Origin of the sequence: Chitinophaga silvisoli (assembly GCF_003412465.1) — a bacterium.
Lineage (GTDB): Bacteria > Bacteroidota > Bacteroidia > Chitinophagales > Chitinophagaceae > Chitinophaga > Chitinophaga silvisoli.
This window is the reverse complement of record NZ_QTJV01000009.1, coordinates 505,533-527,625: the sequence shown is the minus strand read 5'-3', so window position 1 is coordinate 527,625 and position 22,093 is coordinate 505,533. Positions and strand designations below refer to the sequence as shown.

The 22,093-nt window shown below is 46.0% G+C and carries 18 protein-coding genes; 7 read left to right on the top strand and 11 right to left on the bottom strand.

What is annotated here, in order from left to right; all coding sequences use genetic code 11:
* Positions 1–122: 122 nt before the first annotated feature.
* From DXN04_RS24010 to DXN04_RS23995, 4 genes are all read right to left on the bottom strand, one after another.
* Complete coding sequence (locus DXN04_RS24010) at positions 123–1,322, bottom strand: pyridoxal phosphate-dependent aminotransferase (RefSeq protein WP_116855933.1); 1,200 nt, start codon at positions 1,320–1,322, stop codon at positions 123–125.
* Between the two features lie 103 nt (positions 1,323–1,425).
* Positions 1,426–3,045 carry a S8 family peptidase gene (locus DXN04_RS24005; protein ID WP_116855932.1) on the bottom strand — a complete coding sequence of 540 codons (1,620 nt, stop codon included), beginning with the start codon at positions 3,043–3,045 and terminating at the stop codon, positions 1,426–1,428.
* 56 nt (positions 3,046–3,101) lie between these two features.
* Positions 3,102–3,818: a DUF4397 domain-containing protein gene (locus DXN04_RS24000; protein WP_116855931.1), complete on the bottom strand. Its 717-nt coding sequence runs from the start codon at positions 3,816–3,818 to the stop codon at positions 3,102–3,104.
* A gap of 40 nt (positions 3,819–3,858) precedes the next feature.
* On the bottom strand, positions 3,859–5,043 hold the full coding sequence (locus tag DXN04_RS23995; protein WP_158569126.1) for a serine hydrolase: 1,185 nt from the start codon (positions 5,041–5,043) through the stop codon (positions 3,859–3,861).
* Positions 5,044–5,299: 256 nt separating this feature from the next.
* On the opposite strand from DXN04_RS23995, the gene secDF reads away from it, so the two are divergent.
* Positions 5,300–8,497, top strand: a complete 3,198-nt coding sequence (gene secDF / locus DXN04_RS23990) for a protein translocase subunit SecDF (RefSeq protein ID WP_116855929.1) — start codon at positions 5,300–5,302, stop codon at positions 8,495–8,497.
* Between the two features lie 134 nt (positions 8,498–8,631).
* On the top strand, positions 8,632–8,757 hold the full coding sequence (locus DXN04_RS23985) for an alanyl-tRNA synthetase (RefSeq protein ID WP_116855928.1): 126 nt from the start codon (positions 8,632–8,634) through the stop codon (positions 8,755–8,757).
* Between the two features lie 170 nt (positions 8,758–8,927).
* Here the strand turns inward: DXN04_RS23985 and DXN04_RS23980 are convergent, their stop codons facing one another.
* The 6 genes from DXN04_RS23980 to nusB all read right to left on the bottom strand — a co-directional run bounded on the left by DXN04_RS23980 (position 8,928) and on the right by nusB (position 15,381).
* Positions 8,928–10,022 carry a glycoside hydrolase family 5 protein gene (locus DXN04_RS23980; protein ID WP_116855927.1) on the bottom strand — a complete coding sequence of 365 codons (1,095 nt, stop codon included), beginning with the start codon at positions 10,020–10,022 and terminating at the stop codon, positions 8,928–8,930.
* A gap of 26 nt (positions 10,023–10,048) precedes the next feature.
* Positions 10,049–12,895: a DEAD/DEAH box helicase gene (locus DXN04_RS23975; protein ID WP_116855926.1), complete on the bottom strand. Its 2,847-nt coding sequence runs from the start codon at positions 12,893–12,895 to the stop codon at positions 10,049–10,051.
* Between the two features lie 81 nt (positions 12,896–12,976).
* A complete protein-coding gene (coaE, locus tag DXN04_RS23970) occupies positions 12,977–13,573 on the bottom strand; it encodes a dephospho-CoA kinase (RefSeq protein WP_116855925.1) in 597 nt (198 codons plus the stop codon).
* A gap of 73 nt (positions 13,574–13,646) precedes the next feature.
* Complete coding sequence (gene yajC / locus DXN04_RS23965; protein WP_233525672.1) at positions 13,647–13,994, bottom strand: preprotein translocase subunit YajC; 348 nt, start codon at positions 13,992–13,994, stop codon at positions 13,647–13,649.
* Positions 13,995–14,035: 41 nt separating this feature from the next.
* Positions 14,036–14,470, bottom strand: coding sequence for a DUF1573 domain-containing protein (locus DXN04_RS23960; protein ID WP_116855923.1), 435 nt, complete (start codon positions 14,468–14,470; stop codon positions 14,036–14,038).
* A 14-nt stretch (positions 14,471–14,484) separates the two neighbouring features.
* Complete coding sequence (nusB, locus tag DXN04_RS23955; RefSeq protein WP_233525671.1) at positions 14,485–15,381, bottom strand: transcription antitermination factor NusB; 897 nt, start codon at positions 15,379–15,381, stop codon at positions 14,485–14,487.
* 355 nt (positions 15,382–15,736) lie between these two features.
* Here nusB and DXN04_RS23950 point away from each other — a divergent pair, with 355 nt between their 5' ends.
* From DXN04_RS23950 to DXN04_RS23940, 3 genes are all read left to right on the top strand, one after another.
* Entirely contained in the window at positions 15,737–16,018 is a 282-nt protein-coding gene (locus DXN04_RS23950) for a co-chaperone GroES (RefSeq protein ID WP_072356767.1), read from the top strand.
* 54 nt (positions 16,019–16,072) lie between these two features.
* Positions 16,073–17,707 (top strand): chaperonin GroEL, encoded by a 1,635-nt coding sequence (groL, locus tag DXN04_RS23945; protein ID WP_116855921.1) that lies wholly within the window; start codon positions 16,073–16,075, stop codon positions 17,705–17,707.
* Positions 17,708–17,857: 150 nt separating this feature from the next.
* Positions 17,858–18,985: a hypothetical protein gene (locus DXN04_RS23940; protein ID WP_116855920.1), complete on the top strand. Its 1,128-nt coding sequence runs from the start codon at positions 17,858–17,860 to the stop codon at positions 18,983–18,985.
* 38 nt (positions 18,986–19,023) lie between these two features.
* Here DXN04_RS23940 and DXN04_RS23935 read toward each other — a convergent pair whose 3' ends face one another.
* On the bottom strand, positions 19,024–19,809 hold the full coding sequence (locus DXN04_RS23935) for a 2OG-Fe(II) oxygenase (protein ID WP_116855919.1): 786 nt from the start codon (positions 19,807–19,809) through the stop codon (positions 19,024–19,026).
* Positions 19,810–19,974: 165 nt separating this feature from the next.
* Between DXN04_RS23935 and DXN04_RS23930 the strand changes: the two genes are divergently transcribed.
* The gene (locus DXN04_RS23930) at positions 19,975–20,460 is read left to right on the top strand and encodes an FKBP-type peptidyl-prolyl cis-trans isomerase (RefSeq protein ID WP_116855918.1); all 486 of its coding nucleotides are present in this window, start codon (positions 19,975–19,977) and stop codon (positions 20,458–20,460) included.
* 146 nt (positions 20,461–20,606) lie between these two features.
* A complete protein-coding gene (locus DXN04_RS23925) occupies positions 20,607–22,037 on the top strand; it encodes an L-serine ammonia-lyase (RefSeq protein ID WP_116855917.1) in 1,431 nt (476 codons plus the stop codon).
* Positions 22,038–22,093 lie beyond the last annotated feature (56 nt).

Genomic DNA, 22,093 nt, shown 5'->3' with positions numbered 1-22,093 from the left:
ATATTACCCATGTACAACGGTTGTTTGCAGGTGCAAATATATAAATAAAAATGTGCAGATATAGCGGCAAAAAAAAGCTTTTGCCAATCCGGCAAAAGCTTTTTCTATAGAAAATGAATTAATTATGCTAGTTTTTCCAGACCTGCTTTCAAACGCTTCATACCCTCCTGCAGCTTCTCCATAGAAGCAGCATAAGAAATACGGATCGCATTTGGCTGCTGGAAGGCAGAACCTGTCACGAAAGTCACATTTGCCTTGTGTAAGAGGTACATACACAGATCATCGGCATTGTTTACCACTTCGCCGTCGTAAGACTTGCCAAAGAAGCTGCTTACATCGGGAAACATATAAAATGCACCATCCGGGTTGATCAGTTTCAGGCCCGGCATCTGGCTCATCTGTTCGAATACGAATGCCCTTCTTTTTGTGAACTCTGCCAGCATCTCGTCAGCAGAATCTTTCGGACCATTCAGTGCTGCTACTGCCGCCTTTTGTGTAATAGAACAGGTAGCGGAGGTGAACTGGCTCTGGATATTTTCAGCAGCCTTCGCTACTGCAGGCGGTGCCGCCAGGTATCCCAAACGCCATCCGGTCATAGCAAAGCCCTTACTCAGACCATTGATAATAATGGTGCGGTCTTTCATGCCTTCGAATTGTGCAATGCTTTCGTGCTTACCTACATAGTTGATGTATTCGTAAATCTCATCAGCCAATACATAGATTCCCGGATGTTTAGCAAATACATCAGCCAGTGCTTTCAGTTCTTCTTTACTATATACAGACCCGGTAGGATTGCAGGGTGAGGAGAACATGAACAACTTAGTCTTTGGCGTAATCGCCGCTTTCAGTTGCGCTGGAGTGATCTTGAATTTATTCTCAATACCGCAGGGTACAAACACAACCTTACCCTGACAGAGTTTTACTAATTCTGAATAAGTGACCCAATACGGTGTAGGGATAATGACCTCGTCACCAGGATTGATTACACTCAGCACTGCATTGGCAATGCTTTGTTTGGCACCAGTCGATACCACAATCTGCTCGGGCAGGTATTCCAGGTTGTTATCACGTTGCAGTTTCTTCACCACTGCCGCACGCAAATCTGCAATACCAGCTACTGGTGTGTAATGCGTAAAGCCTTCGTCGATGGCTTTTTTTGCTGCCTCCCTGATGTGGGCAGGCGTATCAAAATCAGGTTCGCCAATACTCAGATCTACGATGTCTATACCCTGCGCTTTCAACTCACGGCTCAGCTTAGCCATTTTGATCGTTTGTGGCTCAGAGATTCTTGACAGCCTTTCTGCTAATTCCAAATGCTTCATAACAAAAATGTTTAGTAGGTGCGCGACCAGCAACAAACCTACAATAATTTTATAACTGATGACGGAAGAAATCTGTGATCCTAATTAGGAGGAACGGAAATACTTATCTTTTTAGGAGCTTCACCACAGCCTTTTCCCTGCCTTTCTGGCCTCTTAAATAGTATATACCAGCAGGTAATGAGGAGAAGTGGGCTGGCCAGGAGTAGTAATAATAATCAGTATCAGCAGTAAATTTCGTGGTCCTGATCCTGCGGCCATTGTTGTCATAGAGGGCCAGTTCTACCTGCTGCCCGGCATTTACATGCACAAACGCTTTGATGCCACTGCTGAAAGGGTTGGGAATTGCTTTCAGCCAACTGTGCTGCAATTGCGAGCTGTCGGCCGATAAGGTGCTGGCTTGCAGGATATTGAATGCCGTACTAAAGTTCGGTATGCCATAACCTTTGTTATTGTCCGGTGTCGAATACTGGCTACTGCTGGCCCTGATAGCATTGATTACCTGTACATTAGTGCTGTTTGGGAATGCCTGCCATAAACAAGCGCTGAGACCTGCTATCACCGGTGCTGCAAAGGAAGTACCACTCGCCAGGGTGAGGGTACCGTTTGGCAATACAATCTGACCACCCTGCCCAAGGGATACTACATCTGGTTTGATTCGGCCATCTGAAGTAGGGCCATGGCTGCTGAAGGCAGCATAATCGCCTTCAGCGTTTACTGCACCCACTGTCAGAATACTATCTGCATCAGCAGGTGTAAGCAGAAAATGCCAGTCAGTCGTACCTTCATTGCCTGCCGCCACTACCGTGATCATTCCCTTCGCAGCCGCCATGGCGGCTGCACGGGCGATGATAGTTGTTTTCCCGTCCAGCTCTGCGTAAGTATGGTCATAAACAGGATCATCAAAGGTATTGTATCCAAGAGAGGAGGAGATGAGATCTGCCCCTGCACTATCTGCATATTCGGCAGCAGCTACCCAGTTATTTTCTTCAATGGGTTTTTCCCATTCCTGTTCTTCTGTGCGCAGGAGTATGTAAGCCGCATCCGGTGCTGATCCTATCATTTCATTTGGCAGATTGGCAGCAAGAATGGAAAGTACTTGCGCACCATGATCACCATAGGCGTATACGTTAGCGGCAGCATTTACAAAATCCCAGGTGCTGATGATCCTGGTTGTAGTAAAAGCCCTGTTTACATCGACGGAGGGGAAACCATTGTCAATGACAGCGATGATCATTTGCTGTCCTTTATAATTATTGTCATGCAGGAATTGTGCATGATGCAGTTCCATTTGCGGTTTTGCCCCACCATAAGTTTCATCTCCACTAATTTTTTCGGGAACAGGTGTCGCCTTGCGGGCGGCAGATTTCCGGCCTTCGCTGCGGGTATTGACGACAAAGGGAAAGGATTGAATTTTTCTCAGGGCAAGGGTGTCAGATGTTTGTATGATGACCTGGTTAAACCAGCGGGAAGTATAAAGGATCTTTACGTTGCCGGCAGCAACAATGCTATCCCGGTAAGAAGAAGATACCGGCAGGTCTGTGCTGTCTAAAGAAAGGTGTTGCCTGGTTCTGCGTTCAAGGGCTTTGGTACTCAGCAATTGAGAGGGCTGGCTGAGCGACCAGGTACTGTGTGCTTTATCGCGTAACTGGATAATATAGCGCGAAGTCTGGGCCTTACTAAAAGTATAGGATAGCAGGAAAATGAACAGGATAGTTAGCCTCATAGGGCTAAGATAGGGTAAAAACCCGCTTCTGTCACTGACAGAAACGGGTTTTTCTATTAATAGTAGCTCTTGATATAACCTACATAAGGAGCCAGGGAACCAGTGGTAGTATTGACATCGCCAGTCAGGAAGATGGTGTATACACCACCTGTTGTCAGCTGGGTAGTAGATGAATTGTTAGTTGCTACAACTGTTGAAGTACCTGCCTTCTTTACAGTGATGGAAGTAGCAGTGGAAACCGTAGTCAGTGCCTTGAACACAGCAGTAGGTCTTGACAGGGAGTAGGTCACGTTGCTATCCACTTTGGTAGAGTTCAGGTACAGGTCAACCGGGCCGATGTTGGAAGATAAGTTCCAGAAACGGATATTCAGGTTGGCGTTGTTTGCACCGCTGAATTCAGTATCCTTGATGGGGTAGAACACAGGGGAGGTAGAGTCACCGTATGCCACCAGGGTGTAATAGTTCAGTGAATCGTAGGTAGCAGCACTGGTAGATACCACGGTAGTGCCGGTAGCATATCTTTTCAGTTCAAAGATATGTGTGCCGCCATATGCCTGGTAGTTGTAGCCTGCAAAGCCGGTAGATACGCTGTCCTTAATTTTTGTAGAGTTGTCGTAGAAATCCAGTTTGGCACCGCTGCTGATACCATTGATCACCACGAAAGCTGCTACGGGTCTTGAAGGAGTTGTGTTTTCAGTTTTCAAACATGAGGTAAACCCTGTTACCATTGCAAGAAGGGCCGCTACTGCCCCTAAACGTTTACTTGTTACCATTTCACTCACTTGTTTAATATAGAATTAGAACTTGGTTTTTTTAAAAATTCTTGTTGGAATAGTCAATTCTGAACCTGGACAGGTCAGGGCGAAAGGCCCGCTGTCGCTGGCGTTCATAATTATAAATAAGCTCACCTAAAGCCTGCATGAAAGGTTCGCCTATCTGTTTGAACTGGTAATTTTCGTCGGACAAGATTCCATTATTGTCGTTTACATACACAGTTGTAGATAACATAAATTCTACCTGGTGGCTAAAGTCCGCTATATAGGCTACGTCTGTCAAGGTGCCATAAGCCCATCCAGGTTTGTTAAAGCTGCGTACATCACCACTGATACGGTTGTTTTTCTCTGCACCAAACAACAGAAACTTCACATAGTTATGATGAAACACTGCCGGATCGTATGTTGGTCGCTCCGATTCCTGCGGTTGCGCTGACATACAGTGGTATAAAAATCCATAGTCGTCCTCCTTTAAACGGAAACGTTGAGATTTTGTTACAAGGTCAGGAAAAATAATGCTTTTTAGAATATTATGCAGATCGGACAGGTAGATCCTGTTTTTGTGGGAAGCATCCATTGGCGCCTGTACTAATTTATTTTGTTCATTATAATAGGCCTTCCCTATTTCATCTTTCCTGGGAGAAAAGGTGAGGAGGCTATATTGAACAGGTTGCTGATGAATGATTTTCCGACCCTGCCGAAAGGTGATGGCGTTGGTATACCGGTTATTTTCGGGGGAAATACCGGAGACTCCTACCCGGTGGAGGACCTGGGCCCCGGGATAGCCTTTGGACCAGAGATTTTTATTAAAGGACTCCTGGCCGATAAATTCATAGAGCCTGTTAAAAGCATCGTTGTCGCTGACCAGCAGGATCTTCTTTATATAATTACCTATAGAGGGCAGTCCGGAAGGGGAGGAGGCATCTGTGAAGGCGGCGGGGGTGGCACCGGGCAGACTATCGGTGAGCATAATGGTATGACGGTTCAGGCCCCGGATAGCAAGGTCATTTAGCTTTTCAAGAGCGAGGGCGGCAGCTGCCAGTTTTACGGTAGAGGCCGGGTAAAAATATGCATTTGGGTCCAGTCTATAGCTAAAATCGGTGCAGTGAGGCTGATTTTGGTCATCCCGGTCGATCCTGGTATAAATAATCTGTAAGCGATATCGTTCAGGATCAGAAAATACAGGGCCAAGGCGGCTTGCCTGCGATTTTAATAAAGATTCCAAAAAAGAGTTAGGGGGTGGGTAATTGGTGGTTTCCATATTTTTATTAGTATTGCAGCCAGCAAAGTAGAGTTATCAACCAGATAGAAAAGCATTGGCACACATTAGAGAAGACTAAAAAAGGGTAAAAAACTCCGGTTTAAGAGTTGAGAACCAATATTTTCCACCTTTTTCCTTTTCTGAGTTTCTCCGGCTTTAATATATCAATTTAAATTCTATCTTTGCAACTCTTAAAAATTTTTTATAAACCCGAAACAATATGCAACTTAAAGGACTGGTTAGATTTTTTGCCGGTGCATTGATCCTTATCTCTGTGTATTACTTGTCTTTCACGTTTCTGGTACGCAGCTACGAGAGCAAGGTAGACCTGCAAGCCAAAACGGACGTCTTGAAGACGAACCAAACGCCTGAAGAAAAGTACAAGAACGATAAAGAGGCACGCGCTTTTTATCAGGATACACTGACTGATCTGATCAAAGCAAGAAGACAAAGAATCCTGGATAGCACCAGCAATCAACAGATCGCGGGTTTTCCCTGGTACATAACCTATACCAAAGCCAAGGAAAGAGAGCTGAATCTTGGTCTTGACCTCCAGGGAGGTATGAACGTAGTGCTCGATGTGAGCGTGGAAGATGTGATCCGTTCACTGAGCGGTCATTCGACAGACAAGGATTTCAACAGAGCACTGGAGAATGCTGCAGCTGCCAAGAAGTCCAGCCAGTCGGATTTTGTAACATTGTTCGGACAGGAGTATGCAAAAGTGGCACCTCAGGGTCGCCTGGCAACCATTTTTGCCAACGCTTATCAAAAAGACATCAATTTCAACACTTCTAACGACGATGTACTGAAAGTTATCCGTCGCGAAGCAGGTGCTGCAATTAAAAATACTTACCTCGTACTGCAAAAACGTATTGACAAGTTCGGGGTAGCGTCTCCAAACATCAGCCTGGACGAAAGTAAAGGTATCATCTCCGTAGAACTGGCTGGGGTAGACAACCCTGACCGTGTAAGGAAATACCTGCAGGCGAGTGCAAACCTGGAGTTCCGCGAAACTTACAGAAACGATGCTGACTTCGTGAATAACGTGCTCGTGAAAATGAACGATGCATTGAAAAATGCAACTGCCGGTAATCCAGCTGTTGATTCAGCTGCTGCCGCTGCTGCTAAACCAGCTGCTGCTACTGCTGCTGCCGGAGATACTTCCAAAGATGGCAGCCTGGCTGCTTTCATGGGCGATTCTGCTGCAAAAGGTAAAGGTGGTAAAGTAGACTCCGCTAAGCTGATGGCTGATGCAGAGAAGGAGTTCCTGAAAACTAACCCGCTGTTCGCTATTCTGCACCCGCAGATCACCCAGGACGGTCAGCCTTTACCTTCCGCTGTAGTTGGTAGAATCATGCCTTCCGACACTGCTGCTTTCAAAGCTTACCTGAAACTGCCAGCTGTAAGAAACGTAATGCCTAAGGACCTGGTATTTGCTTTCGGTCCTGAAAATAAAGTTGACAAACACGGTCCGCTGGACGTTTTCGCCCTGAAAATCAACCCTGCTAACCCAACTCCCCGCGTAAGCGGTGAAAGGGTAGTAGACGCTAAACAGGACTACGACCAGAATGGTAATGCTGAAATCAGCATGTCTATGGACAACGTAGGTGCGAGAGAATGGAAAAAGCTGACCGGTGAACTCGCTCCTAAAGGTGGTGTTGACGAAAGCCGTGCTAACCTGAACTACGTTGCCGTAGTACTGGATAGCATCGTTTACACAGCTCCTTCTATTATCAATGAGATCCCTGGTGGTCACTCCCAAATCACCGGTAGCTTTACCGTTGAAGAGGCGAAAGACCTTGCGAATATCCTGAAGTCTGGTAAAATGCCAGCTCCGGCTAAGATCGTACAGGAACAGATTGTCGGACCAACCCTGGGTGCTGAATCAATCGCAGCCGGTGCTAAATCCTTCATCATCTCCTTCATCGTGATCTTCGTACTGATGCTGGTATATTATAATACTGCCGGTATCGTTGCAAACATCGCCCTGATCCTGAACCTGCTGTTCACCTTCGGTATTCTCGCTTCGCTGGGTGCGACGCTGACGATGCCTGGTATCGCGGGTCTGGTATTGACTGTAGGTATGGCCGTGGATACAAACGTAATCATCTTCGAACGTATTAAGGACGAGCTGGTACATGGCAGAACTTACCAACAGGCGGTGGAATTCGGTTATAAAAGATCTTATGCTCCTGTACTGGATGGTCACATCACCTCCCTGCTCACAGCAATTATCCTGTTCTACTTCGGTTTAGGTCCGGTACTGGGCTTTGCTACCACTCAGATCATCGGTCTGTTACTGTCCCTGTTCTGTGGTATCATGATCTCCCGTATCGTAACTGACTACTATACCAATAAGAAACGTCACTTCGAATATTTCACTCCGATCTCCAAGAAGATCTTCAAGCATGCTGCTTTTGACTTCGTAGGTAAGAGAAAGTATGCTTATGTGATCTCTGGTATCATGATCCTGCTGGGTGCATCTTCCTTCTTCCATGGTTTCCGTCACGGTGTTGACTTTGATGGTGGCCGTAGCTTCACTGTTCGCTTCGAACAGCCAATGCAGACCGAAGAGGTACGTACCATCCTGGAGAAAGAATTCAATTCAGAGCCGTATGTGAAAACTATCGGTAACACAAACCAGCTGAACATTACTACCAACTATAGAATCAACGAACAGAGCCCTGAAGTTGATAAGGAAGTAACTGAGAAACTGTACAATGGTCTGAAGAAATTCTATGATCCATCAGTAACTTACGAAGTGTTCAATTCACCTCGTTACATTGTAGCTTCACAGACAGTATCTCCAACCATCTCTGATGACCTGCGTGCAGGTGCGGTGAAGGCAACGATCCTGTCCCTGGTAGTGATCTTCCTTTACATCCTGCTGCGTTTCAACAAATGGCAGTATTCAATAGGTACAATCTTCTCCCTGTTGCACGACGTGATGGTAACACTGGCTGTATTCTCTTACTGCCGCGATATCGTTCCGTTCCCACTGGAAGTTGACCAGCACTTCATTGCGGCAATCCTAACGGTAATAGGTTTCTCCATGAACGATACGGTGATCGTATTCGACCGAATCCGCGAATACTTCCGTGGTGGTCAGATGAAGGGTCAGTCAAGAGACACCATCATCAACAAGGCGATCAACGATACCCTGAGCCGTACAGTCATGACATCTCTGACAGTATTCCTGACCATCCTGATCCTCTTCATCTTCGGTGGTGAAGTAACCCGTGGTTTCGCATTCGCGATGCTGATCGGTGTGATCACAGGTACTTATTCTTCAATCTTCGTAGCTGCACCGGTTCTGGTGGACTTCGACAAGAAGAATGAGCTGGCAAATGAAAGCGAAGCGATTCCTGTAAAAGATGCAGAGAAAAAAGGCTTAGCTGGCACAGCTGTTAAGAAATAGTGTTCAATTAAATGTTTGATAAACAAGAGCCCTTCGGTGTAACCGAGGGGCTTTTTGCTTTCTATCCGGCTATAGATAAAAGCAATGTGGACTTATAAATACCTTGCGGTATTTTGCAGGTAAATAAGTTACTTATGGCAATAGCAACTGAAAAAAAGTCTTGGGTAAAGTGGATCAGAAGGGTCGGTATCTGGGGTTTCCTGTTCTTCCTGGTGAAAGGACTGGTATGGTTGGCGCTGGCATATTGGATCGTAAAGTAGTGGTAGATTAAATTTGGATCAGGAAAAAGGCCCTTAAGAAGCGATTAAAGCCATTTTCCATACACAGTCCGGTGTTTATATGAATAGGGCCATTTTCTCAGTTTTCAGGGCATGCTAATGACCTTAAATAAAAAACGGTTTTGTCGTCTGACAAAACCGTTTTAATTCTTTTATTCTTTGGTGAGTAGTTTGAGTAATTTTTCATCCTCGCTTCCATCCCCCTGCATGATGCCAAAATCTCCTTTATACGTCCATACTGTCCATGGTATTGCATTCTTATCCAGCACCTTCTTCATATCCTTATACCACCTCATTCTATCTTTCCTCGGCACCAGGTTCGTACAGCCCCATTCCCCACAGATCAAAGGCACTTTGAACTTCTTCGCTACTTTGGCTACTGTAGCTATCTGATCGGCTATTACATCCTCATTATAATCCTGTGTACTACCGGCCAGCAAATTCCTGATTGTAGCCGGTTGCTCGTTCAGCTCCCTGGCTGTGATGGTTGCACCGGGGTAATGAACCGGCCCACCATAGTCCTGCTGCCTGCTGTCTTTATAGCGATAATGTGTAAAGTAGACCGGCTCGTAGTAGTGGAAATTGAGAATAATATGATTTTCTCCCTCCGGCAATTTCAGCTGTGAAAATGTACTGTAACTGCCACTCTGGTTGCTACTTACTACAATGACTCTCTTAGGATCTATTTCACGGATGGCTTTAATCGTTTTGGCCAGCAGCTCATTCCACTCTGCAGCACTATCTGCAATCGGATCACTCAGCAATTCATACGCTACCAGGTTTGCCGGGTATTTTTTCAGTTCCAATGCCAGTTCTTTCCACATGGCAATAAAACGGTCCTGCTCATCATCACTACTCCACAGGCGGTGCCCTTTCAAGGTATGCAGGTCGATGATCACACGGAGTTTATTGGCTTTACACCAGCCGATAGCAGCGTGTATATATTTAAATGCATCATCGTATTTATCATTTTTGTAGTTCCAGAGTTCACCTTCGTCGATGGGTATACGTAAATGATCAAAACCTTTCTGAGCCAGATAAATTACGTCTTTCTCACCAAAAAAATCAACCTGGGCTGTTCCATTACGACCACTGGCATCCGACAGCCAGTATCCAATATTTACCCCTTTCTGAATATTAAATCCTTCAGGGAATTTCGGAGGTACCGGTTGCTGGGCGTGAACCGTCAGGGAAGTGGCAAAGAGCGCCACCATAAGCATGATAATTGACCTGGAGTTATTTAACATATCACAAATTTCGGAAATTAATTTCGTTAACTGAACAAAAACGCCACATCATCTTCGGTCAGCTTCTTGACAAAACCGGTATCTTCACTGATCAGGTCATCTGCGATCATCTTTTTCCGTTGCTGTAATGCAAGGATTTTTTCTTCCACACTATCCTTACAGATCATCTTGTAGGCAAACACCTTATTCTGCTGTCCTATACGGTGTGTACGGTCTATAGCCTGCTGCTCTGCGGCCGGATTCCACCATGGATCTACCAGGTATACATAATCGGCCGCTGTCAGTGTCAGGCCCACCCCACCAGCTTTAAGACTGATCAGGAACACCCGCATTTCCTCTTCTTCCTGGAACTGATTTACCAGTTGCTGCCTGTTCTCCGCCTTTGTACTACCGTCCAGATAAAGGAATTTCAGTCCTTCCTGCTCCATAGCTTTTGCAATGAGTTGAAGCATGCCGGTGAACTGTGAGAAGACCAATACCTTGTGAGCACCGGTGTTTTCACTGATCTCGCGCATCAGCTCATCCAGTTTTACAGAATGAGGAATATGCGATTCTGATTCCACCAGCTGAGGGGCATTACAGATCTGCCGTAGCCGTGTCAGACCTTCCAGTACATAAATCGTGCTAGCTGCAATTCCCTGCTCCTGGATGCGGTTGAAAACTTTCTCTTTGTACAGATCGCGGATCCTGTTGTATGCCTGTCGCTGCTCATCGCCCATTTCACACCACATAATGATCTCGGTCTTGTCCGGCAGATCCTGGGCTATCTGTTCCTTGGTACGCCTTAAGAGAAAGGGGTATATGAGCCGGCGTAGTTGTCCTGCTTTTTCAGCATCTGAATATTTGTCAATCGGCATGGCAAATTCAGCACGGAAAAATGCCTGGTTGCCCAACAGGCCCGGATTAGCAAAGTTCATTTGTGCATACAGGTCCATCGTATTGTTCTGAATAGGTGTACCACTCAGGATCAGGCGGTTGCGTGATTGTAACACCTGCAGGGCCCTGGTGGTCTGGGAGGTCGGATTCTTGATCACCTGGCTTTCATCCAGTACAACATAGCCAAATACATGACTGGCAAAGATCTCCTGGTCACTTCGTATGGTGCCATAGCTGGTGATGACCAGGTCATAGCCTGTAGGTGTAAACTGGCGGTTATTGCCATGATAAACGATGTATCGCAGTGTCGGGGCAAACTTTTTCAGCTCACTTTCCCAGTTATAAATCAGGGAAGTGGGGCATACTACCAGGTGTGTTTCCCCCGGGTATTTATCTGTGAGGTGTTGTAAAAAGGTAATGGTCTGCAGTGTTTTACCCAGACCCATATCATCTGCCAGGCAGCCTCCCCAGCGCATGGCATCGAGAAGACACATCCACTCAAAGCCTGCCTGTTGATAATTACGCAGTTTTGCCTGTATAGCCGCAGGCACAGGGAAATGTGCACCTGGCTGGGCCTGTAGCCGCTGAAGGCGTTGTAAGGTATCTTCAGATTGATTACCCTGCAGCAGCTCCTGTGCAATGGTGAAATGCAGGCGGGAGAGTTTCAGCTTGTCTTTTTGTACCTGGCCCAGTTTCCAGAGCAGGTCATATTTATGCAGCCATTCATCGGGTATTACTCCGATGGTGCCATCTTTCAGTAATAAGTGTGGTTGCTTGTGCTGGAGTGCCTTTTGCAGGTCTGTCAATGCCACCGGGATATCGCCGTAGCGGATCTTTATTTCCAGGTCAAAGGCATCTTTGTCTTCGCCGCTCCAGTTGATATCCATGACAGGCACATTGGTATTGTACCTGAAATGCTGTAGTTGATCCATACCATATACGCCGATATTACGATCGGTGAGTTTGCGGTAGCATTTTACAAACCACTGGTTCTTTTCTGCATCTGCAAAGGGTAGATAGAAATAGCCGTTGCGCTGCTGGGCAAAGCGTGCATGCAGGGAGCGGATGAAGGCGATGATTTCTTTTTCTTCTTCAGGATGTCTTTTGATTTCGAATTGTGTATCTCCTTCCGTGCGCAGTACGATTGCATCCGGCGAATCATCGATAGTAAAATCTCCGTACTGCCATTGCGGCGTGAGTACGAGAAAAGATTTGTTCAGTTCACTGAGCCAGATGTTGCAGGAAGGGGAGACATCGATTACTTCTTTGTCCAGCAGGATGCTTTTATTGACCGGGAATTGTTCGCTCAGCGGCATCACTACTTCCTGCAGAAAAGCGCCTTCCTCCCCTGGAATAGCTTCGACATACCCACCGGAGAATTTTGCGATGGCATTGGCGCTGGCGGGTGATAATATAAAGAGTTCTCCACGGCTGCGCAGTAAGAAGCCATAGTGTTCAAAACCGGAGAGGGGGAAAGGCTGGTTGTTGATATTGACGAATGCCACCATGCGGATCACGCCGTCATCACCCTGTACCAGCTCAAAGGAGAGCGTGGGCGTATAATTATTGACGGTAGCGGGCCGTGTATGTTTCATGAGCATGCTATCGTCAGTAATCATCGTATACCAGGGCAATACGGGTGTGAGGGGGCGTAATTGCTGTAAGGTATGATAGATGTATTGCTGCATACCTTCCTGCACATATTGTTGTAAGGTTTGTGATCTTACAGGTGCTTCCCTGAATTTTTCTTTCAGCTGCAGTTCTTTGTACAGCATGGCTTCCTGTGTACAGGGGGCCAGCAGGTGTTGAACGCCGGCAGGGAGGGTATTGAATATGGACAGGGATTTTTTATCGTGCAGGGGCATTCGCTGACAGGTACGGCCTCCGGCATCTTCTTTCAATAAACCGGCGCTGATTTTAATCGGTTCCGGATGATTACTTTGCAGCTCCAGGAGCAGTACGGGTGTAGCTTTGGACGAATTGACGGTTTTCCCCATGCAGATATTTTAGTTAGTAACTCATTGTAATTTTGTAAAATCCTGCTTGCAGGTCATCGGATAAATGAGTCTTTAGGTTATTTATTTGGCAGCTGCCAGTTCCAGCAATTTAGCATGGAGGGCGAGCACCTGAGGTATGACCATCTGTTGTTCATCATTGTGAATGACATCGTCACACAATTTCATTTTGATGGGTTCTTCGATCTGTTTGTACATACGTGCCAGCACATCCTCGCGGGATACGTTGTCGCGCTTCATGACCCTGAGTATCCGCAGGGGCTGAGGGGCAGTAACGCCGATAATTCTGTCCAGGTAGGCGAAGGAACCGGATTCGAACAGGAGGGCGGCTTCCTTGATGATATAGGGAGCTTGTTGCCTGTCGGCCCATTCTTCGCTGTGACGGATGGTGGCGGGGTGTACGAGGGAATTGAGCAGTTCCAGTTTGTCTTTGTCATTGAAGACAATTTTGCCCAGGGCTGCGCGTTGAAGCTGGCCGTTTTCATCGTACATCTCTTCCCCGAAGTGTTCTTTAATGCTGGCTTTGAGGAGAGCGTCGGTATGCATGATTTCTTTGGCGGCATCGTCCGCATAGTAAACGGGGATACCCAGCAGGGAGAAAACCTTGCATACTGTACTCTTGCCGGAGCCGATGCCTCCTGTAATACCTATTTTTAACATATGTCCAAAGATCAAAAAAAATCCCAAACTCCGGTAAAGGAATTTGGGACCTGTCATCCTTTCGGATACAGCATTATTTAGCAGGTGCTTCAGCAGCTTTCTGCTGAGCAGAAGTATATTCCATGGAAATCGCAGAGCGTTCGATAGTCAGGTAGGTACCTGCGCTAACTTCGATCTTTACGGTATTGTTTTCAGGGAAGAATTTATTGATCTTACCGTGGATACCGGCGATGGTAACAACTTTATCACCTTCTCTGAGGTTGGAGATAAAATCTTTCTGTGCTTTAGCTTTTTTTGTCTGAGGACGGATCATGAATAACCACATCACCAGGATCATACCACCAAAAAACAGCAGCTGCACCATACCTCCGTTACCGCCCTGGGCTCCACCCGGAGCTCCCATCAGTAAAATGTTAAGCATGTTTGTGTACATCGTAAATGTTTGTATTTGTTGTTGTTAGTTTATTGTTTTACCACTGTGCAAATGATCTTGGGTCCTTGTACCAATGATGGATTGGTATTAGCATGGAGCACGATCTGTTTTGCAGTGAAGCCGGACTTGCCTGCGCTGTTGAACACTACTTTTATATAGCTGCTTTTTCCTGCCTGGATTGGCTCTTTAGGCCAGTCGGGGACGGTGCAGCCACAGCTGGAGCTGGCGTCTGAAATGATCAGGGGCGCATCGCCAGTGTTTGTGAATTTGAAGGAATATTCTACTTTTTCGCCCTCTACCACATTGCCGAAGCCGTGTTCCATTTCTTCAAATGCGATGGCGGGCGTGCCTGTTTTTACCTCGGTTACGGTAGTACCGGCACCTTTTTCGCTGCTTTTTTTGTTTCCGCCGCATGCTCCCAGGAGGAGGGTACTACAGGCGAGCAGATAGAATACCTTCTTCATAGGCTCAAAATTAGCTATTTTTTGTTACGGTCTACTTTCTTTATCTGATTAGCCGCATCCAGGTCTTTCAGAATATTGTCCAGTATGCCGTTTACAAACTGCCCGCTCTGGGGCGTACTGTAAGCCTTGGCAAGGTCAATATATTCGTTGATAGTTACCTTGGTAGGGATGGTCGGGAAGAAAAGGAACTCGCAAACGCCCATTTCCATGAGCAGCATATCTACAGCGGCAATACGTTCAGGATCCCAGTTCTGCAGTTTTGGCTTGATCAGTTCCAGGCTGTATTCTTTCTTATCCAGTACGGTCAGCAGGAGTTCTTTGGCATATTCCAGTTTTTCTCTGCTGATGAGCTGAAGGAAATTGAACAGGTGTGGTTTGTGCATGTAATTGGCAATCAGCAGGGACATCATCTCTGCATCATCGCCCCAGTGGAGGAAGGTATCTTCCATATGCTGGAGGAAAAGCTCACTTTGAGAGAGGATTTCCTTATAGATGTACTCTATAATTTCTTTTTCAGTCTTTTTATTGCGGGAAGGCTCCTTAATGTATTCCTGGTAGATGTCTGACGCTACAAGGGTATTGTAGAGCTTGCGCAGCATATCCTGTTCTGGTAGGTGTTTCAGCTTCCAGGTCTCCAGGTTTACCTGGAATCCTTTGTCATTAATAATCTGGAAAATGAATTCGTTGCCTGCAATTTTGGTGTTTACGGTCAGGTCTTCGGCTGAGGGAAGATGCTTGGATGCACGTTGTTGTGCGTCTATTTCCGCATATTGCGCTACCTGGGTAAGGCAATAAAGTAAATAGGTAAAGATCTGACTGGTCTGGTCCAGCTTCTCGTTCAGTAAGCTGGTAGCCGTACCTGGTTTAATAGTACCTGGCTCCATCGTTTCCAGGGCATAAAGGGTTTGCATGACCTTTACCCGGATATTTCTTCTGCTAATCATCTTATAATCAAGAACTGTATGAGGGCGCAAAGCTATTGAAAAAAAAGGGTAATTGAACATAGGGGCTTACTTTTTACGTAACAGTCTGATTGGGGAGAATAAAAAGCACTGTACCTTAGGGCAGCCTAATAGGCTTTTAATCTGCTAGTTACCCACATTTTAGAATGTTTTGTCAGTTTCTGCTGAAAAATTGGCATTTTTGTCAGACAACCACGGGAGGAAAAACAGGAGTTCCTGAAAAAATGACCCGAACGGGGCCTTGGCACAATTATCGAGGGCCTAGGAGCAGAAAATCATCTTATCTTTTTAAAAAGTATATTATATGGCAAAAGATTTAAGTATTAAACCCTTAGCTGACAGGGTGATTGTGAAACCCGCAGCAGCAGAAGAAAAGACCGCTGGTGGTATCATCATCCCGGATACTGCGAAAGAAAAACCACAGAGAGGTACCGTAGTAGCAGCTGGTCCCGGTAAAAAAGATGAGCCGGTTACTGTTAAAGTTGGTGATACTGTACTGTATGGTAAATATTCCGGTACAGAGATCAGCATTGAAGGCGGCGATTACTTAATCATGCGTGAGTCTGACATTTTAGCAATTGTTTAATCAATTAGCGCACACACAAAACAAACCGTAAATTTTTAAAAATTACAAGCTATTATGGCAAAGCAAATATTCTTTAACATCGAGGCCCGCAACAAAATGAAGAAGGGTGTTGATATCCTGGCAGATGCTGTTAAAGTAACCCTGGGCCCCAAAGGTCGTAACGTAGTTATTGAAAAGAAATTTGGCGCACCCGGTCTGACTAAAGACGGTGTAAGCGTGGCTAAAGAAATTGAACTGGAAGACCCAATTGAGAACATGGGTGCCCAGATGGTAAAGGAAGTTGCTTCCAAAACCGCAGATATCGCTGGTGACGGTACAACTACTGCTACTGTTCTGGCACAGGCTATCATCGCTGAAGGTCTGAAAAACGTAGCTGCGGGTGCAAACCCAATGGATCTGAAACGTGGTATCGACAAAGCTGTAAAAGCGATCGTTGAAAACCTGGCAGGCCAGTCTGAAAAAGTTGGTAACGACATTCAGAAAATCGAACAGGTTGCTGCTATCTCTGCTAACAACGACTTTACCATTGGTAAACTGATCGCTGAAGCGATGAGCAAAGTAACCAAAGATGGTGTTATCACTGTTGAAGAAGCGAAAGGTACCGATACTACCGTAGAAGTAGTAGAAGGTATGCAGTTCGACCGTGGTTACCTGTCTCCATACTTCATCACCAACAGCGAGAAAATGCACGCTGAGCTGCAGAACCCTTACATCCTGATCTACGACAAGAAGATCAGTACCCTGAAGGACATCCTGCACATCCTGGAAAAAATCGTTCAGAACGGCCAGCAACTGCTGATCATCTCTGAAGATCTGGAAGGTGAAGCACTGGCTACCCTGGTTGTAAACAAACTGCGTGGTCAGCTGAAAGTTGCTGCTGTAAAAGCGCCAGGTTTCGGTGACAGAAGAAAAGAAATGCTGCAGGATATCGCTACCCTGACCGGTGGTATCGTAATCAGCGAAGAACAAGGTTACAAACTGGAAAATGCTGACCTGAGCTACCTCGGTCGTGCAGAATCCGTAACTATCGATAAAGACAATACTACCGTTGTAGGTGGTAGAGGTGAAAAAGAAGCTATCCAGGCTCGCATCAATCAGATCAAAGCTCAGATCGAGGTAACTACTTCTGACTACGATCGTGAAAAACTGCAGGAACGTCTGGCTAAGCTGAGCGGCGGTGTTGCTGTACTGTACGTAGGTGCTGCTACCGAAGTTGAAATGAAAGAGAAGAAAGACCGTGTTGACGATGCCCTGCACGCTACCCGCGCTGCTGTTGAAGAAGGTATCGTTCCGGGTGGTGGTGTTGCTTACATCCGCTCTATCGAATCCCTGGAAAAACTGAAAGGTGATAACGAAGACGAGCAGACTGGTATCGCAATCGTAAAACGTGCGATTGAAGAGCCTCTGCGCCAGATCACTGCTAACGCAGGTATCGAAGGTTCTATCGTAGTTCAGAAAGTGAAAGAAGGTAAAGGTGACTATGGCTTCAATGCACGCACTGAAGTTTATGAAAACCTGCTGGCTGCTGGTGTAATCGACCCTGCTAAGGTAACCCGTATCGCACTGGAGAACGCATCTTCTATCGCTGGTATGCTGCTGACCACTGAGTGTGTAATTGCAGACAAACCAGAACCTAAATCCGCAGCTCCTGCTATGCCAGGTGGCCACGGTATGGGTATGGATTACTAATTTTGGTAATTATTATAAGAGAAAGCCGTCTCATTTATTTGAGACGGCTTTCTTGTTTTTATACACCACCTAAAATATTTTTACCTTTCGATAAGGGTAAGCTCTCCTCACGATTGTCTACCCAGGGATACCAATAATTATCTTCCGCTGATGAAAGAAACCTTACGGCAGCTGCTTTATCGCCTGCTCTTCTGTACTGTAATAATCCTGTCTCATCTACCGCTATATGCGCAGTTAACTCAACGTGTAATCACTGTAACCCGCTCCTCAATGGACATCCCCAGCCTGGCCAGGGCTATTGCCGCCCAGACAGGGGTGGAGTATTCTCTGAATATGCAGAATACCTCGCTGAAAAAATACGTACACCTGAAACCCGGGAAATGGAAGCTGGAAGATGTGATGAAAGCAGTGCAGGAACAGGCCGGCTTGAATTATAAAATACTTGGCGACCATATTTTATTTACAGACTACAAGCCTGTCAGGAAAGCAGATAGCGCACGGACGCTAAAGCCTGATCCTGCACAAATAGCAAAGCCTGCAAAAAAGATAGTGAAGCCCACTGTCAAAACTGCTGTAACCAGGTCTGAAAACCTGCCTGCAATCAGCAATCCTGCATGGGTGATAAAACCCCTTTACACTGATTACCACATACCGCTACCAGCCGTGCATGTAAAACCAGGACATGTAACAAACAGGGACCTGAAAGCGGCAGGTACTAATAGCATAACCCAAAAAGTCAGCAGAGAAAGAAGACAGATAGAGCTGCCTGACTGGTTCTCACCACTGGCAGAAGTGGGTATCACTGCAAACGATATGGTATATCTGAGCGCCAGTGTAAAAGCAGGTATTCAATATGTGTACGGGATCGGTACCTGGGGTTTTTCATCCAAAGGAACCCGGTTAAGATATGGAGCCGGTCTGCGTGTCCCATTGAACGAAGATGCTGCCCTGCATGCTGAGTTTACCACCGGTACACTCTCAAGAACGTCTATTGATACCTTTCCGCAGAAAGGTAAGATCCACGAACGCCTGAATTCATTTGGCCTGTCCTGGTCCAGGGCAATTAATCCCCGCCTGCATCTGCAGTTGGAACTGAATTATTCAACATTGAAAAAGACGAATGATTCTACAGTGAACAAGGTAAGTCCCGAAACGCATTATTTTGCCTATGGCAGGCAACTATACCATACCAACATCAGCTCCGGAGGCAATAATGCGGAGCAGACAAGCTGGATAGGGGCCCGGGTTTCTTTATTCTATAATTTAAGGAGAAGATAACCTGTAGCACTGCCGGTTCAGCGCTACAGGCTATATTTTTATTTTGTCAGTGCTTTCAATAGAATAGGCGGTACCCATTCTTTTAATTTTTGTTTGAAACTGCTTTTGCCATCTTCCTTTCTTAATTTGAAGATGGTACTATGGCTGGCGCTTACTTCTTCGGCAGGTCTGCCATTGGTATAATAATAAAGGGCAATAGACCTGCGGGTACGGTCTTCAGGACAGTTTAAGGGATCAGGATGCCCGTGATAGGAGTGAGAGGTAGTTGAAAAAACCGCCATCCTGTTGAAGACAGGCAGGATCTTTACCATGGCTTTTTCCATATTTTTATCCCACAATTCCAGGTGCCCGCCATAAGATTCTTCCCATTCCTTATTTAAATAAACAAGTACGTTCAACCTCCTGTCAAGACCGGTTACAGGATGCTTATTGAAGTCAGCATGCAATTTTAGCATACCACCCCGTTTAATCATATGCAGACCGCCACCTTCCAGGTAAGGGTCAGGGATTAATCCACTGATACCGGTGAGGGTTTCCAGGAAGTCAAGGAAAGACCTTGAATTGAGCATATGAATAAAATGACGGGTAAAGTCGCCGAAATCCTGTTCATTTTTTGCAGCCAGTTTTACTTCTTTATTGTTATCAAATTGTTGCCAGTTGGCCTGCCTGGTGCCGGGAAACTCTTCCAGGATTGTCTCCAGCGCCTGTTCCGGAAACAGATCATCCAGGTAAATGTGAGGAAATGGTGCGGCAGTAGTATACTTTTCCCGGTTTTGCTTGGCAATAGCTTGCAATTGAGTGGTGTCAGGCTTATAGTAGTTCATTGAAAAGTTGTTTATATTTCAGTAGACAATTGCCCGATACCAATACCCTTAGGTCATTTCAGGGCGGGGAACCCTTTTCTGCCAATTCTCATTTTTCATCCCTGCCAGCTCTTCTTTTACCGACAAGGTTTGTAACTTTAACTCAGCATTTCGCGTTATATAAGCATGAAGTTATTTTTACAATCTATCCTTTTTTTATTGTGCCTAACTGCCTGTTCAGCATCGTCAGACAATGACCTGATATCGAATGATCCGGGCTCCATCAGCTCACAGGATTACGCTATTCAGTCTTATATCTCTGCCCATGGTCTGGAAATGAAAAGGGATGCTAATGGGTTGTACTACAAAATCATTGAGGGAGGCGACTCCACCCGGATCATGACCCTTAATTCAATACCTACCCTTATATATACCCGCAGTAATCTGAAAGATTCCCTGCTGGATGCCAGTTTTGGTTCTACTGATTTCGATGGCCGTCAACTAAAAGATCATATCGCCGGCTGGCAAATTGGCCTTCGTAAAATAGGAAAGGGCGGTACCATCTTTATGATCATTCCCAGCAGACTTGGATTTGGCGATGTAGCCGTAGGCAATATCATCCCGGCTAATACCGTTCTGGTGTGCACGGTGCAGCTGGTAGATTTTAAGTAATTATATAGCCTGAAACAAGGCCATCATTTTCCGTCGATCATTGCTTTTTCCAAATAATCAGCAATTATCGGCGGATCTTTTTTAACAAAATTCAACAGGAGGCAATACACAGGAATGCATTATTTTTGGTGAAATTACTACTACCAGTGGCACACGAATGCATTTCCGTTTTTGATATTTTCAAGATAGGCGTAGGTCCTTCCAGTTCCCATACCTTAGGCCCCTGGCGGGCAGCATTACAATTCCTGGCCGAACTCAGGGCAGCCGGCCGTTCAATTTCCGAAGTACAGCATGTCAGTGTTTTACTCTATGGTTCCCTGGCCAAAACCGGTCATGGGCACGGTACAGATATTGCCGTACAGCTGGGCTTGTGTGGCGATGACCCGGTGACCTTCGATGTGAATAAGATCAATGAGAAAATGGATGATATCCGTCGCAGTAAGACAATGTTGGTCGGCGGCGAAAAGTTGGTCACATTCGATCCGTTGGAAGATATCAATTTCCTCTACGAAGAATCCCTGCCTTTCCATCCGAATGCCCTTACCTTCCTGGTGACTTTCGAAGATGGTAACCAGCAGGCGACTACCTATTATTCAATCGGTGGTGGCTTTGTGGTGAAAGAAGGAGAAGTAGCAGGTGCTGCATCGCAGGTAGATTTACCATTCCCTATCGATACGGCCCGTCAGCTGCTGCAATTCTGTATTAAAACAGGATATTCCATTTCAGAATTAGTAATGGAAAATGAACTCGCCTGGAGATCAGAAGCTGCTACCCGCGAAGGAGTATTGAACATATGGCGGGTGATGAAGGAATGTATTTTCAGGGGCTGCCATACATCAGGAGAACTGCCTGGCGGTCTGAAAGTAGCCCGCAGAGCAGCCTCGCTCAATAAAAAATTACTGAAAGGAAATACCTATACAGACTATGATAGCTGGATCCAGGCTATCCGCCAGGGTGGTAATCACTTTGCCTATACGCTGGACTGGGTAAGCTGTTTTGCCCTTGCGGTGAACGAGGAGAATGCAAGTTTTGGCCGAGTGGTAACAGCACCTACCAATGGTGCAGCAGGGGTGATTCCTGCCGTATTACAGTATTTCATCACTTTCTGTGATGGCTATTATGAAGACAAGATCCTCCAGTTTATATTGACAGCTTCCGAAATAGGTAGCATCTTTAAAAAACGTTCTACCATCTCTGCCGCTATGGGTGGTTGCCAGGCAGAGATAGGCGTTTCTTCTGCTATGGCAGCAGCAGCGCTGACTGAATGTATGGGAGGATCCCAGCGACAGGTTCTCATGGCAGCGGAAATAGCCATGGAACACCACCTGGGCCTGACCTGCGATCCTATCGGCGGCCTGGTACAGGTACCTTGTATAGAAAGGAATACCATGGGTGCCATCAAGGCTATTACGGCCTCACAGCTTGCACTGCAGAGTAATCCTGAACTGGCAAAGGTATCCCTGGATGCGGTGGTTAAAACTATGTGGGAGACAGCATTGGATATGAACAGTAAGTATAAGGAAACATCAGATGGCGGACTGGCAGTGAATATTCCGATTAGTCTGCCCGAATGCTGATAATATTAAAGAGGTTGTATCAAAAGAAAATTTTTAGCGTCAGATAGAGAGCCTTT